Here is a 14,564-nt window from a genome sequence, read left to right as displayed (position 1 = left end):
AAGGCCAAATGTGGGAGCTGGCTTGCCTGCGATGGGGGTGGGTCAGCTTGCGGATGTATCGGCTGACACACCGCCATCGGGGGCAAGCCCCCTCCCACAGGGGGTTGGTGGTGTGATTGTTTCTTGAGCCTGGCACAAGGCCAAATGTGGGAGCTGGCTTGCCTGCGATGGCGGTGGGTCAGCTTGCAGATGTATCGGCTGACACTCAGTCATCGGGGGCGAGCCCCCTCCCACATTTTGAGCTTTGTACATCAGGTGGAAACTGGAAATCCTTTACGGCAGTGGGTCGAATTTCAGAGCGCTGAGGCTCTGCACTTTGTTCTCACGCACCATCTTGTACTCGGTGTTCGGCCCGATCCAGCGATCCCAGATCGCATCGATCTCCCCGGCGTTCTCCATCGCCATCAACGATTCATTCACCTTGGCCAGAAACGCCGGTTCATCACGACGCATCCCCGCGCCAATCGGTTCCAGCGCCATCGGTTCCTTGGCTATCGCCAGCTCGACCCCACCGGCCTTGGCCTGGTTGACCAGTTTCAAGGCGGTCATGGTGTTGGTCACCAACCCCACCACCTTGTTCTGTTGCAGGGCCATGTAGGCCGAGCCGGTGTCCTGGAAGGTCACCGGGGTAGCGCCGGCGAGGCGGATCGATTGTTCGGAGGTGGAGCCCTTGGTCGAGCTGATGCGCTTGTCCTTGAAGAAGCTTTTCGGCTGGTCGGCATTGGCCGCGCGCACCACCAGGGTTTCCTTGGCGATGTAGTACGGGTCGCTGAACTGGATCTGGTCGGCGCGGGTCTTGGTGTAGGCCAGGTTGGCGAAGATCACATCGACGCGGCCCATCTTCACTTCGGGAATGCGCGCTTCAACCGACAGCGGCTTGAGCTCCAGGGCCACGCCCATGGTCTTGGCCAGGGCCTTGCACAGGTCGACGTCCATGCCCACCAGCTCGCGGGTTTTCGGGTCGGGCGCGGAGAATGGCGGCACATCGGCGTACACGCCGCAGCTCAGGGATTGCTTGGCGAGGATGTCACTCAACTGGTCGGCCTGTGCGACAGACACAGCCAACGGAGCCAATGCCAGCGCAATAAACAGATGCTTCATACCCATGGGAAATCTCCAGAAAGTTGGACCAGCAAAATGGCAGAGGGAGCAAAGCCGCCGCGGCTCAGTGGGCCCGCAGGTCGGCGATGAAGCGTTGCGCTCGCGGGTGCGAAGGCTGGGTGAAGAAAGCGTCGGGGCTGCTCTTTTCCAGAATCTGCCCCGCGTCCATAAACCAGATGGTGTCGGCCACTTCGCGAGCGAAGTTCATCTCGTGGGTCACGCACATCATGGTCATGCCGTCCTTGGCCAAGCCTTTCATCACACTCAGCACTTCACCGACCATTTCCGGGTCGAGGGCGCTGGTGGGTTCGTCGAACAGCATCACCGGCGGTTCCATCGCCAATGCGCGGGCAATCGCCACCCGTTGTTGCTGGCCGCCGGAGAGCTGCGCCGGGTAAGCCCCGGCCTTATGGGCCAGGCCCACGCGGTCGAGCAGTTCCATGGCCTTTTGCTTGGCCGCCGCGCCCTTGAGGTTGCGCAACTTGTTCGGCGCCAGGGTGATGTTTTCCAGCACCGACAGATGGGGGAACAGGTTGAAGCTCTGGAACACAAACCCCACGCGGCTGCGCAGGCGGTTGACCTGCGCATCGGTGCCGTGCACGTCCTGGCCGTCGAACAGGATCTGGCCGTTCTGGATGTCTTCCAGGCGGTTGACCGTGCGAATCAAGGTCGACTTGCCCGAGCCCGACGGCCCACATAACACCACCACTTCACCGGGTTGCACTTCGGCGGTGATATCGGTGAGGGCCTGGTACTCGCCGTACCATTTATTGATTTTCGAAAACATGATCATTGGATGCATGAGCGCAGCCCTCTTCAATTATCGGTGGCCAGCAACGGTTTGCCCGGCACGGTTTGCACACCATTGCCCAGGCGCTTGCGGGCGATGCGTTGCTCCACCCAGGCAGCCAGGCGGGTCAGGCCGAAACACAGCAGGTAGTAGGTGATCGCCAGGATGAAAAACACCTGGAACGGCTTGGTCAGCAACTGGTTGTTGACCTGGTTCGCCGCGAAGGTCACTTCCTGCACGTTGATCACGTAACCCAGGGAGGTTTCCTTGATGATCGAGATGAACTGGCTGATCAGGCTTGGCAACGCGTTGTACAACGCCTGGGGCAGGATCACCCACACCGTGGTGCGCACATAGCCCAGACCCAACGCGCGAGACGCCTCGTACTGCCCGCCCGGCAACGCCTGGATCCCGCCGCGAATGATTTCGCACAGGTACGCACTCTGGTAGATCACCAGGGTGCAAAGCATGGTCATGAAGCCGGTGATGTTGTGCCCGATCAGCAGGGGCACCAGGAAGTAGGTCCAGAAGATCACCATCAGCAACGGAATGCCGCGCAGCACGTAGACCCACACCGTGGCCACCCAGTACAAGCCCTTCCACGGCGATACCCGTGCCAGCGCCAGCAACAGGCCGAACGGAAACGCCAGCAACAGCGCGAGCGCGGCCAGGATCAAGGTGCTCGCCAGGCCGCCCAAAGGGCCGTGGGGGTACTGGCCGATCAGGAACAGCGTCCAGTTGTTTTGCAGGATTTCAACGATATCGAACATCGCCATCTACCTCGCCAGGGCTTTGCTGAAGTGCCGGGCGAGCAACGCCCCGGCGCCCATCAGCAGCAGTGAAAACACCAGGTAGAACACCGTCGCCACCAGGTACGACTCGAAGGTGCGAAACGTGTAGTTCTCCACTTCGCGGCTGGCATAGGTCAGTTCCATCACGCCAATTGCCATGGCCAGGCTGGTGTTCTTGAACAGCAGCACGGTGTGGTTGATCAGCGACGGCAGGCAGTTGCGCACGCCCTGGGGCAGGATCACGTAGCGCATCGAACGCACGTAGCCCAGGCCCAGGGCGCGGGACGCTTCGGTCTGCCCGGCGGGAATCGCCCGCAGGCCGCTGCGCATGTCTTCACAGAAATACGCGGCCTGGCACAGGCCCAGGGCGATCACCGAAAACAGGTACTCGGTGTTGTGGCTGGCCAACCACAGCTGCGTGTTTTCGCTGAGCAGCGTGGGCACGCCGAAGTACCACAGCATCAGTTGCACCAGGGTGGGCACGTTGCGGTGATAGGACACATACCCCGCCACCAGGCGGTCGGCCAGTTTGTTGCCGGTCAGGCGCACCGTGACCAGCGCCAGCGCCAGAATCATCGCCAGCAGCCAGGCGAACAACGCCAGCTGCAAGGTCATTTCGATGCCCTTGACGATCAGCTCGGCGTACTCGCCTTGCAGAATCGCGGCCAAATCGAAGTCTTGCTTCATGGTCAATCCCTATCGGCATTGGGCTAGGGCAGAAATCAAAATCACCCGGCGGGGCCGTGGCGGGATGCAGCGACGACGGATCGATCCGTTCTGGTTTAAGGGGCTGGTTTCAGCCCTGATAGTCCTGGGGACGCGCGGTGGAAAGCCCGCCCGGCACCTGCAAGGTCGGGGTGATTTCCATGTGCCCGACGTTGACGGCAATCGGCGCGGCAATCGCAAAGGCGATGGCGTTGGCGATGTCTTCGGCCTGGGGCAGTTCAAAACCTTCGACGAAGCGCTTGTAGGTCTCTTCGGAATCACCGTGCACGTGGGCGAAGATGTCCGTGGCCACGCGGCCCGGGCAAATCTCGGTGACCCTTACGCGCTTGCCGAATGCATCGATACGCAGCTGGCGCGAAAGCATGCTCACCGCTGCCTTGGTCGCGTGATAAGTGGAGTTGCCGCCAAAGTTGTAGGCGGCGGCAATCGAACTGATATTGATGATGTGCCCGCAATCGCGCTCGACCATGCCCGGCAACGCCAGGCGCGCCAGGTGCAACACGGCGCGCAGGTTGACGTCGATCAGCAGGTCGATGCCGTCGGCGTCCGCCTTGAGCAGCGAGCCGGGTTTATCGACACCGGCGTTGTTGACCAGGATGTCGAAGGTGTTTTCAGCGAACAACCGGGTCAGCCCGGCGATGTCGGTGACGTCGATGGCGTGTGGAATGCAGCCGGTCTTGGCGGCCAGTTCCTGCAATTTATCGGCGCTACGGGCCAAGGCATGCACTTGCACGCCTTCCTGGCACAGACGCTCGACAACGGCGGCGCCGATGCCGGAGGAAGCCCCGGTGACCAGCGCGGTTTTGTAGTCGGAAAATGGCATGGGGGAATCCTTGTGCTACGGGTTATGGTTCGACTCTATCCAGCCTTCAGGCGCTGGACCAAGACGCAATGGTTGTGTGGCGATAAGGCCTGCTTATGACGCAGCCAGCAGCTGGGAAATCGGTGCGATGTGCCCGCCCAGTTGCTCGATTTCCTGGCGAATAGTGCGCGCCAACTCGACCGCGCCGGGGGTGTCGCCGTGCAGCAAAATCGAATGGGCCGGCACCCGCAGCACCTTGCCGCTCAGGGCGGTGACAGTGCCCTCCTCCAGCAATTGGCGCACGCGCTTCAAGACCGCCGCAGGCTCCTTGATTACCGAACCTTCGATCTTGCGCGGCACCAGCAAACAGTCATCGTCATAGGCGCGGTCGGCGAGAAAGGTGGTGGCCACGCGCAGTCCGCATTTGTCGGCGGCGCCTTCAATGGCGCGGCTGCTGGATGAACTGATGATCAACGTCGGATCAAACGCCGCCACTGCCCGCACCAGCGGCTCGGCCAGCGCGGCATCGGCGGCGGCCATATTGCCCAGGGCGCCGTGGAAGCTCATATGGGTCATGCGATGGCCATTCACAGCGGCGATCCCGGCCAGTGCACCGAGCTGATAGATCACGTAGGTAGCCAGTTCCTTGATCTCGATGTGCATCTGGCGACGGCCAAACCCCATCAAGTCCGGAAAGCCCACATGCGCCCCCAGGTCGATGCCGCCGGCCTTGGCCAGGCGCACGGTGGTGTCCATGATCAGCGGGTCGCCGGCGTGGTAGCCGCAGGCAACGTTGGCCGACGAGATCAGGCTCATCAGCGCTTCATCTTCGCCCATGCGCCATGGGCCGAAGCCTTCGCCGAGGTCGGCGTTGAGGTCGATCTTCATGCGGGTTGCTCCAGGCCGAGGATGGCTTCGCCGTAACCGACGAGGGTGCCGCAGGGCACGCGCACGTCGGCAACCCTGGCGGCCTCGCGGCTGCGCTGAGGCAACAACAGGTCGCCCACTTGCAGCACCGCCACCAGCTGCCCGGCACTCAGCTGATCGCCCACCGTCACGAACGGCTCGGTGAGTTGGGGATGGGTCAACAGCAGGCGACCCAGGCCGGTGGTGCGCAGCACGTTGTCTTCAGCCGTCGCCACAGCGACTGGCGCCAGCGAAGTGCTGACCGCTGCCGCGCCGCGCTTGAGCGCCAAGTGCACACCGGGACGACTCAGTTCGGCGCCGGCCAGGTGGTGTTCCTTGAGCCACAGCGCCAGTTGGCGAATTTCATCAAGGGTCATGCTTTGGCTCCTTCACGGTGCACGTCCACCAGGCGGCTGACTTCGCGCAGGTAACGGCGATTGGTTTCCAGGGCCTCGACGGCCTCTTCATAGGTGCACTGGATAAAACGCACGTTGCTGCCAATCGGTGCCTGGCCCAAACGCCACAGGTCAGCCTCGATGACGCTGCCAAACTTGGGGTAGCCGCCGCTGGGCTGGGCGTCGCGCATCTGGATGATCGGCTGGCCGCCATGGGGCACCTGGATCACGCCGGGCACGATACCGTGGGAGCGGATTTCCATCGGTGCGATGGGCACCAAGGGTTCGCCTTCCATGCGGTAGCCGTAGCGATTGCTTTGCGTGGTGATCTTCCATTCGCCGCGCCAAAACGCAGCGCGAGAAGATGCTTGAAAGCGCTCGTATTCGGCAGCAGGCAACACCCGCATGGCGGGCACGCCGTCGACCTGCAACGGCAGCGCGAGACTGGGCGCCACTACACCGAAGTCCAACGGCACTGCACTGACGCCGGGGCGCAACGCGGCCAGACGATCACCTTGTTGCAATGCGCGGCCGTCCAAACCGCCGAACTCGCCGCGCAATTGGGTACTGCGCGAGCCGAGCACCGACGGCACGTCCACGCCACCGGCCAAACACAGATAGGCGCGGCTGCCGGAAGTGGGATAACCCAGGCTCAGCACCTGGCCTTCGCGGCCCTGGTACACCCAGTTCGGCGGCAACGGCTGGCCGTCCAAGGTTGCATCACACGCGGCGCCGGTCACCGCAAACGCACAGTCCTGCACCAGCCGTACTTCAAACGGAAACAACGGAATCTCAATCGCAGCGGCGTCTTCAGGGTTGCCCAGCAGCAGGTTGCCCAACGCCAGGGCCAGGTGGTCCATGGCGCCCGACGTCCCCACGCCTTGACCCAGGCTGCCAAAGCGGCCGAAGTCCTGCACGGTGGCCAGGGCGGTGGCCGATAGAATCTCGATCATCGAATGATCCTCTCGATGCGCAAGCGCAGGAAATCACCCGGCCGCAAAATGGCCGGCGGGGTTTGGGTCGGGTCGAAAAATGACATTTCGGTACGGCCGATGGTGTTCCAGCCGCTGGGGCCGGCGGAGGCGGACACGCCAGTCTGCACGCCGCCGATGGACACGGAACCGGCGCCGATATTCAGCACCGGCACTTGCCGGCGTGGCGTGGCCAAGCGCGAGTCCATGCCACCGAGGTAGCAATAACCGGGGTGGCTGCCCAACGCATACACCGGGTACAGCGGCTCGCAATGCAGGTTGGCAATGGTCTCGATATCCAGCCCGGTGTGGGCGATCACATCACTCATATGCGGGCCGAACTCGCCGCCGTACACCACCGGCAGTTCGACGATGCGCCCTTCCAACGGCAACGGCTCGCTGTGTTCCCAGGCTTGCAGCAGGCGCTCACGCAGCGCGTTCAGTTCGCGCGGCGGCTTGAGAAACGTCAGCATCAGGTTGTTCATGCCCGGCACGGCCTCGTGGATTTCCGGCCACTCGCCGGCTTGCAGGGCCAGGTTCCAGATGCGTTGCTGCGGGGCCAGGTCCAACTCGCCCGGCGCTTCGAAGAGCAAGGCGCTGGAACCCAACAGGCTGATGTTCGGTGCGGTGCTCATGTCGGGCTCCTTTGCTGCAACCAGCGCTCCAGGTGATGAATATCGACGCCGCCCGCTTGAAAGGCCGGGTCATCGAGAATGTCGCGGTGCAGCGGGATATTGGTGCTGATGCCTTCCACGATGAGTTCTTTCAGGGCCAGGCGCATACGTGCCATTGCTTCTTCACGGGTGGCGCCATGGGTGATGACCTTGGCCACCATCGAGTCGTAATACGGCGGCACGCGGTAGCCGGTGGTGACGTGGGAATCGACGCGCACCCCAAAGCCGCCGGGGACTTCCCAACGCTGGATCAGGCCCGGGGTGGGCATAAAGGTGATCGGGTCTTCGGCGTTGATCCGGCATTCCAGGGAGTGGCCGTTGAGCTGCACCTCCTCTTGGCGCAGGCTCAGCACTTCGCCACGGGCCATGCGCAACTGCTGTTGCACGATGTCGATGCCGGTGGTCATTTCGGTGACCGGGTGTTCAACCTGCAAGCGAGTGTTCATCTCGATAAAGAAGAACTCGCCGTCTTCGTACAAGAATTCAAAGGTGCCAACGCCGCGATAACCGATCTGGCGGCAGGCCTCGGCGCAGCGTTCGCCCACCTTGGCGATCAGGGCCGGGTCGATGCCGGGCGCTGGGGCTTCTTCCAGGACTTTTTGGTGGCGACGTTGCAGCGAGCAGTCGCGGCAGCCGAGCCAGATGGCGTGACCGTGGGCATCGCACAGCACCTGGATTTCCACGTGGCGCGGGTGGCCGAGGAATTTCTCGATATACAGTTCCGGGTTGCCGAAGGCCAAACGCGCTTCTTCGCGAGTCAGCGCGATCGCCGCGAGCAACTCGGCCTCTTCCTGCACCACGCGCATGCCGCGACCACCGCCGCCGCCCGCCGCCTTGACGATCACCGGGTAACCGATCTCGGCGGCAATGGCGAGGATGCTCGCGTCGTCGGTGGGCATGCTTGAATCCGGCCCCGGTACACACGGCACACCGGCTTCACGCATGGCGCGCTTGGCGGCGACCTTGTCGCCCATGGTGCGGATGCAGGCGGCGCTGGGGCCGATAAAGGTCAGGCCGGCCGCTTCGATGCGCTCGGCGAAACCGGCGTTTTCCGAGAGAAAGCCGTAGCCCGGATGAATCGCCTGGGCGCCGGTGACCTTGGCAGCAAACAGCAAGGCGGTCTGGTTGAGGTAACTCAGGCCAGGTGCAGCCGGGCCGATGCACAGTGACTCATCGGCGTTTTGCACATACTGCGCGTGACGGTCCGCCTCGGAGTGCACCGCCACGGTCTTGATGCCCAGGCCATGGCAGGCACGCTGAATGCGCAGGGCGATTTCGCCACGGTTGGCGATCAGCACTTTGTCGAACATTGAATTCACCTGAAATAACGAATAAGGGTCAACCGAGGCGGAACAGGGCCTGGCCGGCTTCGACTTCCACCCCGGCCTGGGCCAGGATCTCTGTGAGTGTTCCGGCGACCTTGGCCTTGACCGGGTGGAACATCTTCATCGCCTCGATCACTGCCACGGTCTGCCCGGCGTCAATCGCCTGGCCGACGCTCACGAATGGCGGCTCACCGACGGCGGGCGTCAGGTGCAGCACGCCGTAGAGGCTGGCCTTGATCTCAGTCGCAGTCGCAGTGGCGGTTGCGGGCTTGGATGACGCTGCGATCACTGCCGGTGCAACGATTGCAACGCCCTGTCCCGCCTGCTTGAACAACCGCAAGGTGCTGTCGCCTTCGGTCAGGCTCAGTTCCAGCAGATCGGATTCGGCCAGCAAATCCATCAACCCCTTGATACGTGCTGAATCCATGTGTGGCCCCTGCCTGTCGAGCGTGTATTGAGTGGATGACCTCAATCTACCGAGCCCCTCGAAAACCAGCCAAGACGCTTTGGCTTTGGGGTGATAAGCCGACCTTATGACCCCTCAAACCGCGCTGCCACGCATCTGCGCCACCAGCTCCAGCAGGATTGCCTTGACCGCCTGGGCCGGCACTGACAGCGGCAAGTGCCCCGACAAACACAGCGCCAACGGCGCCTCCACCTCGGGCTCGACGATGCGGCACATCTGCACCGCCGGGTCCGCCGCCAACACCCGCGCCGATGACTCGGGCAGGATGGTCGAGCCGAAGTGATCGGCCACCGCTGCGGTGAGGGTGGTGGATGACTCGATCTCCGCCACCACCCGCGCACCCAGGCCGATGCGCAGGAAGGCTTCGTCGACCATCCGGCGCATCACGTTGTAGGGCCGTGGCAACAGCATGTCCATGTCAGCCAGCTCGGCCAGCGGAATGGTTTCACGCCCGACGATCTCCGGGTCGGCACTGACTAGGTACAACGGCTCGCGCAACAGCGAGACGAAGCTCAGGCCATGCACCTCGCGCCCGCCGTACAGCACGGCCATGTCCATGCGACCGTTCATGATCAGCTCGCTCAAGGTGGTGCCGAAATTTTCATTGAGGTACAACAGGATGCCGGGGTGGCGTTCACGCACGGTGCGCAATAGCGGCAGCGACAAGGTGGACGCCGCCGTGCCCGGCGCGAGTCCCACCGAGACCTGCCCAGACAGCGCGTGGCCGGTGGCGTTGATATCGCTCTGGGCTTGCTCGCATTGGCGCAGGATGATTTGCGCATGGCCATAAAGCACCTTGCCGGCTTCGGTGGGAGTGACGCCGCGTTTGGTGCGGATCAGCAGCTGTTGTTGCAGCTCGGCTTCGAGAGTGGCCAGTTGTTGACTCAAGGCCGGTTGGGCCACGTGCAGCACATCGGCGGCCTGGGTCATGCTGCCGATGTCGACGAGTTTCACAAAGTACTTCAATCGGCGCAGGTTCAAGTGGGCGGTGCTCTTGTTAGGGGAGGTGGCATTCCATCACTGATGTGTGGAGATCCAAATGTGGGAGGGGGCTTGCCCCCGATAGCAGTCTGTCAGTCACCACATGCAGTGGCAGACACTCCCTCATCGGGGGCAAGCCCCCTCCCACATTTGGTTCTCCACATATCAGATGGATCTCCATACATCAGGTGGATCTGCCTACATCAGGCAGGTTTGCAAAAGACAGGCCATCCCCCTCAGCAGCCATAAGGCTTTGCTATGGCTGCCCAAAAATAACCATCCCGAGCACCTGCGCGGCGCATGCCTGGCTGGACGCACCGCTCTGGTGCGCTGCCAGCCATAAGCGCAGCCTATCAACCCAGAACGATCTCGTCTTATGGCCCGCTCCCCCGCGCCTCGTACTGTTGCCCCAGACAACGCCACCAACGAGGAACGCCCCGTGACTGCCTCCCGCATCGCCGCCCGTGTGCAACGCATCAAACCATCGCCCAGCAGCGCCGCGTCCGACCGCGCCAACGAGTTGCGCCGCCAGGGCCAGTCCATCATCAACCTGGTGGTGGGCGAACCGGATTTCGATACCCCCGCCAACATCCGCCACGCCGCTAGCGCGGCGATTGAGCGCGGCGAAACCCGCTACACCCAGAACGCCGGCACCCCGGAGCTGCGCCAGGCCATCGTCGACAAACTCGCCCGCGAAAACGGCCTGAGCTACACCGCCGGCCAAGTGCTAGTGACCAGCGGCGCCAAGAGCGCGATCTTCAACGCGTTCGCCGCTACCCTGGGCGCCGGCGATGAAGTGCTGATCCCGGCGCCGTACTGGGTCTCTTACCCGGACATGGTGCTGGCCTGCGAAGGCGAGCCCATAACCCTGGCCTGCCCGGAACACGAAGGCTTCAAGCTCACCCCCGAGCAACTGCGCAACGCCATCACCGAACGCACCCGCTGGCTGTTGCTCAACTCACCGAGCAACCCTACCGGCGCCAGCTACAGCGCGGCTGAACTGCGCGCCCTGGCCGATGTGCTGCTGGACTTCCCCCACGTGCTGCTGATGACCGATGACATCTACGAGCACATCCGTTACGAAGGCCTGGATAACCCACATATCCTGGCCATCGAGCCGGGCTTGAAGGACCGCAGCCTGGTGGTCAACGGCGTGTCCAAGACCTACGCCATGACCGGCTGGCGCATCGGCTACGCCGCAGGCCCCGCCGACCTGATCGGCGCCATGGCGACCCTGCAATCCCAGTCCACCAGCAACGCCTGTTCAGTCAGCCAGGCGGCCGCACTGGAAGCACTGAATGGCGACCAACGCTTCGTCAAGCACAGCGTCGAGGTGTACCAGCAACGCCGCGACCGCTGCCTGGAACTGCTCAATGCGATCCCCGGCTTAAGCTGCCGCAAACCGGATGGTGCGTTCTATCTGTATGTGAACTGCGGCGGCCTGCTGGGTAAAACAACCGCCGAGGGCAAAACCCTCGACAGCGACAGCGACGTGGTGATGTACCTGCTGGAAAGCCAGGGCGTGGCGGTGGTCGCCGGCACCGCCTATGGTTTGGCGCCGTTCTTCCGCATGTCGATTGCCACCGATATCAGCACCCTCGACCAGGGCTGCGCGCGCATTGCCGCCGCCGTCGCCGCGTTGCGCTGAGGACGATGGGATGACCGTGGCGGCCCACCCTCCCCTGAGTTTCAAGCAGGCCCTGCTGGCGATGATCGGCATCTCGCTGGTGCTGATGCTGTCGGCGCTGGACCAGACCGTGATCGGCAACGCCTTGCCGAGCATCGTCGCCGAGCTGAACGGCTTTGAACTCTATGCGTGGGTCGCCACGGGTTACTTGCTGGCGTCGATTGTCACGATTCCAATTTTCGGGCGGCTGGGGGATTACTACGGACGCAAGCCGTTCGTGCTGGCCGCCACGTTGATCTTCACCCTGGCCTCCCTGGCCTGCGCAGTGGCCAATGACATGCTGGTACTGGTGATCGGCCGCGCCTTGCAAGGCATCGGCGGCGGCATGCTGATCGGCACCGCGTTTGCCTGCATCCCCGAACTGTTTCCCGATACCCGCCAACGCTTGCGTTGGCAGATGTTGTTGAGCGCGCTGTTCAGCGTGGTCAATGCCATCGGGCCTGGTTTAGGCGGTTACCTGACCGGCGCCTTTGGCTGGCGCTCGGTGTTCTATATCAACCTGCCGCTGGGCTGCGTGGCGCTGCTGATTGCCTGGCGATTTCTGCCTTGGTACCGCCCGCAACAACGGGTCGGTATTCGCCTTGATTGGCCCGGCGCGCTGTTGATCGCGATGGCCCTGGGCAGCCTGCAACTGTTTGTGGAGTGGCTGGGGCATTCGAGCCTGGCGTTGAGTGCGGCACTGGGCCTGGGCTGCATCGCGGCGGTCATTGCGCTATGGCACTGGGAGCGGCGTTGCCCTCACGCGTTGTTGCCGGCGGCGTTGCTCGGCCTGCCAAGCCTGCGGTTGTTGTTCACGCTGTCGGTGGCCGCCGGGGCGATCATGTTTTCGCTGTTGTTCTACCTGCCCCTGTTGCTGCAAGGCGCCTACGGTTATTCACCCCAGGACGCCGGATTGCTGATCACGCCGCTGGCGTTGAGCATCACCCTGGGCGCCATCGTCAACAGCCGTATCGTCACGCGCCTGCGCAACCCCAATCATTTGCCGCTGGGTGGTTTTGTCGCGCTGTTGCTGGCGTGCCTGGGTTTGGCGGTGGTCGGGCGAGGAGCGTCGTTCAATCTGCTGCTGGGTTTGATTCTGCTGGCGGGGTTGGGCCTGGGTTTTATCCTGCTCAACCTCACGGTGTTCACCCAAACCTTGGCCGAGCGGCAGTTTCTTGGGATTGCTACCGCGCTCACCCAATCCCTGCGCCTGGTCGGCGGTTTACTCGGCACCGCAGGCATGGGCGTGCTGGTCAATCTGCTCTACAGCGCCAACCTGCAACGGGTGTTTCTCGCCGCCGATCACGCCGAGGGCATTGCCCAATACGCCGACCCGCAAGCCCTGCTGCATACCAACCTCGACGCCTCGCCCTGGCTGAACCTGGCCCGCGATGCGCTGGCCCAGTCCGTCGGCGTGGGCCTGTTGCTGTGCGCCGGTATCGGCGTGCTGGCCCTGTTCATCCTGTACCGCTTGCCGCCGGTGCGACTGCATGTCGTGCCGACCACCGTTGCTCCTGAAAAATAAAAACCTTCACTGCCGCCCTTCACTGCCCTCAAAAAAACCAACCACATATGGGGATGACACCGATGGAGCTGTTCAATCGCGCACCAACCGTACTCGCCGGCCTTTGCGGCCTGATGATCGCCCAGCAAGGCTACGCCGCAGGCTTCGTGGAAGACAGCAAGCTCAACGTGCTGGCCCGCAACTTCTTCAGTAACGCCGACAACCGCAGCGGCGCCGCCGACCCCAACTACACCCAGGAATGGGGCCAGGGCTTTATCGCCAACTTCGAGTCGGGCTTCACCCAAGGCACCGTGGGGTTTGGCGTGGACGCCATCGGCATGTTCGGCGTACGCCTGGACTCGGGCAAAGGCCGCCACTACAACCCGGAAAGCACCGCGTTCAACGGCAATATCTTCCCCACCGACCATGACGGCCGCGCCGTGGACGAATTCGGCAGCCTGGGCCTGACCGCCAAGGCGCGCTTCGCCAAGACCGAGCTGAAATACGGCACCCTGGTGCCGATGCTGCCGGTGGTGATGTCCACCGACCGCATGCTGCAACAGACCTTCAATGGCGGCCAGATACAGTCCAAGGACCTGGACAACTTCACCTTCACCCTCGGCCAACTGGAGCATGTGAAGGGCCGTGGGTCGAGCAACCAGATGGGCATGTCGATCCCCGGCGCCAACAACGCGGTGAGCGGCACCTTCGTCAACAAGTTCTACTATGGCGGTGTGGACTACAAACCCACCCAAGACCTGACCTTGCAGTACTACTACGGCAACCTGCAGGACTTCTACAAACAGCACTTCCTGGGCCTCAAGTACGACTGGAAAGTCGGCCCCGGCACCCTGCGCACCGACCTGCGTCACTTCGATAACCGCTCCGACGGCGCCAACAGCAACGACCCGGCCTACTACACCCTCGGCTACTATGGCGACGGCGTGACCAAAGGCAAAGTCGACAGCCGCCTGAGCAGCGCCCTGTTCACCTACCTGGTCGACGGCCACACCATCGCCGCCGGCCTGCAACAGGTGAGCGGCGACAGCGATGCGGTGTGGCTGAACCAGGGGGACGGCTCCACGGCGTACTTCATGACCGAATCGATGATCGGCAAGTTCCAGCGAGCCGGCGAGACCACCTGGCAAGTGCGCTACGGCTATGACTTCGCCTCAGTCGGCGTACCGGGCTTGAGCTTTATGGGCATGTACGAAAGCGGCTCGAACATCCGCACGCCAACGGGGGATAAAAGCGAGTGGGAACGTAACCTGACCGTGAGCTATGTGATCCAGCAAGGCCCGCTGAAAAACCTGAGCATCGCGTTGCGCCATGCGTCGTTGCGGACTGAGGTGACCACTCAGCGTGACAGTGATGAGCATCGGGTGATTGTCAGCTATCCGTTGAATATCCTCTAAGGCCCGACACATCTCCCCAGCCTGGATGCAATCGAATGTGGGAGGGGGCTT

The 14,564-nt window shown here is 62.9% G+C and carries 15 protein-coding genes; 3 read left to right on the top strand and 12 right to left on the bottom strand.

The annotated features are described in order from the left end of the window. Positions 1-273 precede the first annotated feature (273 nt). The 12 genes from DYL61_RS30205 to nac form a co-directional block, all read right to left on the bottom strand. The gene (locus DYL61_RS30205; RefSeq protein WP_135311416.1) at positions 274-1,107 is read right to left on the bottom strand and encodes an ABC transporter substrate-binding protein; all 834 of its coding nucleotides are present in this window, start codon (positions 1,105-1,107) and stop codon (positions 274-276) included. 58 nt (positions 1,108-1,165) lie between these two features. Beyond that, positions 1,166-1,894 (bottom strand): amino acid ABC transporter ATP-binding protein, encoded by a 729-nt coding sequence (locus DYL61_RS30200; RefSeq protein ID WP_181157332.1) that lies wholly within the window; start codon positions 1,892-1,894, stop codon positions 1,166-1,168. Between the two features lie 23 nt (positions 1,895-1,917). Then, complete coding sequence (locus DYL61_RS30195; RefSeq protein WP_105698282.1) at positions 1,918-2,661, bottom strand: amino acid ABC transporter permease; 744 nt, start codon at positions 2,659-2,661, stop codon at positions 1,918-1,920. Between the two features lie 6 nt (positions 2,662-2,667). Further along, entirely contained in the window at positions 2,668-3,369 is a 702-nt protein-coding gene (locus DYL61_RS30190) for an amino acid ABC transporter permease (RefSeq protein ID WP_135311415.1), read from the bottom strand. 109 nt (positions 3,370-3,478) lie between these two features. Next, positions 3,479-4,231, bottom strand: a complete 753-nt coding sequence (locus DYL61_RS30185; RefSeq protein ID WP_105698222.1) for an SDR family oxidoreductase — start codon at positions 4,229-4,231, stop codon at positions 3,479-3,481. 93 nt (positions 4,232-4,324) lie between these two features. Then, positions 4,325-5,098 carry a LamB/YcsF family protein gene (locus DYL61_RS30180; RefSeq protein ID WP_135311414.1) on the bottom strand — a complete coding sequence of 258 codons (774 nt, stop codon included), beginning with the start codon at positions 5,096-5,098 and terminating at the stop codon, positions 4,325-4,327. Continuing rightward, a complete protein-coding gene (locus DYL61_RS30175) occupies positions 5,095-5,493 on the bottom strand; it encodes a biotin/lipoyl attachment domain-containing protein (protein ID WP_135311413.1) in 399 nt (132 codons plus the stop codon). Before DYL61_RS30175 ends, DYL61_RS30180 begins: the two co-directional genes overlap by 4 nt. Then, positions 5,490-6,464, bottom strand: a complete 975-nt coding sequence (locus DYL61_RS30170) for a 5-oxoprolinase subunit C family protein (RefSeq protein WP_135311412.1) — start codon at positions 6,462-6,464, stop codon at positions 5,490-5,492. Before DYL61_RS30170 ends, DYL61_RS30175 begins: the two co-directional genes overlap by 4 nt. Then, entirely contained in the window at positions 6,461-7,117 is a 657-nt protein-coding gene (gene pxpB / locus DYL61_RS30165; RefSeq protein ID WP_167498018.1) for a 5-oxoprolinase subunit PxpB, read from the bottom strand. The genes DYL61_RS30170 and pxpB overlap by 4 nt, the downstream gene beginning before the upstream one ends. Then, positions 7,114-8,466: an acetyl-CoA carboxylase biotin carboxylase subunit gene (gene accC / locus DYL61_RS30160; protein WP_135311410.1), complete on the bottom strand. Its 1,353-nt coding sequence runs from the start codon at positions 8,464-8,466 to the stop codon at positions 7,114-7,116. Before accC ends, pxpB begins: the two co-directional genes overlap by 4 nt. 28 nt (positions 8,467-8,494) lie before the next feature. Then, complete coding sequence (locus DYL61_RS30155; protein WP_135311409.1) at positions 8,495-8,908, bottom strand: acetyl-CoA carboxylase biotin carboxyl carrier protein; 414 nt, start codon at positions 8,906-8,908, stop codon at positions 8,495-8,497. 114 nt (positions 8,909-9,022) lie between these two features. Then, the gene (nac, locus tag DYL61_RS30150) at positions 9,023-9,928 is read right to left on the bottom strand and encodes a nitrogen assimilation transcriptional regulator NAC (protein WP_105698215.1); all 906 of its coding nucleotides are present in this window, start codon (positions 9,926-9,928) and stop codon (positions 9,023-9,025) included. 439 nt (positions 9,929-10,367) lie between these two features. Between nac and DYL61_RS30140 the strand changes: the two genes are divergently transcribed. The 3 genes from DYL61_RS30140 to DYL61_RS30130 all read left to right on the top strand — a co-directional run bounded on the left by DYL61_RS30140 (position 10,368) and on the right by DYL61_RS30130 (position 14,513). Beyond that, positions 10,368-11,576, top strand: a complete 1,209-nt coding sequence (locus tag DYL61_RS30140; protein WP_135311407.1) for an aspartate transaminase — start codon at positions 10,368-10,370, stop codon at positions 11,574-11,576. A 10-nt stretch (positions 11,577-11,586) separates the two neighbouring features. Next, the gene (locus DYL61_RS30135) at positions 11,587-13,119 is read left to right on the top strand and encodes an MFS transporter (protein ID WP_135311406.1); all 1,533 of its coding nucleotides are present in this window, start codon (positions 11,587-11,589) and stop codon (positions 13,117-13,119) included. Positions 13,120-13,181: 62 nt separating this feature from the next. Continuing rightward, complete coding sequence (locus DYL61_RS30130; RefSeq protein WP_135311405.1) at positions 13,182-14,513, top strand: OprD family porin; 1,332 nt, start codon at positions 13,182-13,184, stop codon at positions 14,511-14,513. The last annotated feature ends 51 nt before the right edge of the window (positions 14,514-14,564 follow it).

It is taken from the genome of Pseudomonas nabeulensis (assembly GCF_004682045.1).
GTDB lineage: Bacteria > Pseudomonadota > Gammaproteobacteria > Pseudomonadales > Pseudomonadaceae > Aquipseudomonas > Aquipseudomonas nabeulensis.
Note: the sequence above shows the minus strand (reverse complement) of the source record. Positions and strands in the feature narration are given on the sequence as shown.

What these genes read in the sequence shown, in the direction of transcription:
- DYL61_RS30205 (WP_135311416.1), bottom strand. Translation starts at nt 1,107, where the DNA reads ATGGGTATGAAGCATCTGTTTATTGCGCTGGCATTGGCTCCGTTGGCT.
- DYL61_RS30200 (WP_181157332.1), bottom strand. Translation starts at nt 1,894, where the DNA reads ATGATCATGTTTTCGAAAATCAATAAATGGTACGGCGAGTACCAGGCC.
- DYL61_RS30195 (WP_105698282.1), bottom strand. Translation starts at nt 2,661, where the DNA reads ATGTTCGATATCGTTGAAATCCTGCAAAACAACTGGACGCTGTTCCTG.
- DYL61_RS30190 (WP_135311415.1), bottom strand. Translation starts at nt 3,369, where the DNA reads ATGAAGCAAGACTTCGATTTGGCCGCGATTCTGCAAGGCGAGTACGCC.
- DYL61_RS30185 (WP_105698222.1), bottom strand. Translation starts at nt 4,231, where the DNA reads ATGCCATTTTCCGACTACAAAACCGCGCTGGTCACCGGGGCTTCCTCC.
- DYL61_RS30180 (WP_135311414.1), bottom strand. Translation starts at nt 5,098, where the DNA reads ATGAAGATCGACCTCAACGCCGACCTCGGCGAAGGCTTCGGCCCATGG.
- DYL61_RS30175 (WP_135311413.1), bottom strand. Translation starts at nt 5,493, where the DNA reads ATGACCCTTGATGAAATTCGCCAACTGGCGCTGTGGCTCAAGGAACAC.
- DYL61_RS30170 (WP_135311412.1), bottom strand. Translation starts at nt 6,464, where the DNA reads ATGATCGAGATTCTATCGGCCACCGCCCTGGCCACCGTGCAGGACTTC.
- pxpB (WP_167498018.1), bottom strand. Translation starts at nt 7,117, where the DNA reads ATGAGCACCGCACCGAACATCAGCCTGTTGGGTTCCAGCGCCTTGCTC.
- accC (WP_135311410.1), bottom strand. Translation starts at nt 8,466, where the DNA reads ATGTTCGACAAAGTGCTGATCGCCAACCGTGGCGAAATCGCCCTGCGC.
- DYL61_RS30155 (WP_135311409.1), bottom strand. Translation starts at nt 8,908, where the DNA reads ATGGATTCAGCACGTATCAAGGGGTTGATGGATTTGCTGGCCGAATCC.
- DYL61_RS30135 (WP_135311406.1), top strand. Translation starts at nt 11,587, where the DNA reads ATGACCGTGGCGGCCCACCCTCCCCTGAGTTTCAAGCAGGCCCTGCTG.
- DYL61_RS30130 (WP_135311405.1), top strand. Translation starts at nt 13,182, where the DNA reads ATGGAGCTGTTCAATCGCGCACCAACCGTACTCGCCGGCCTTTGCGGC.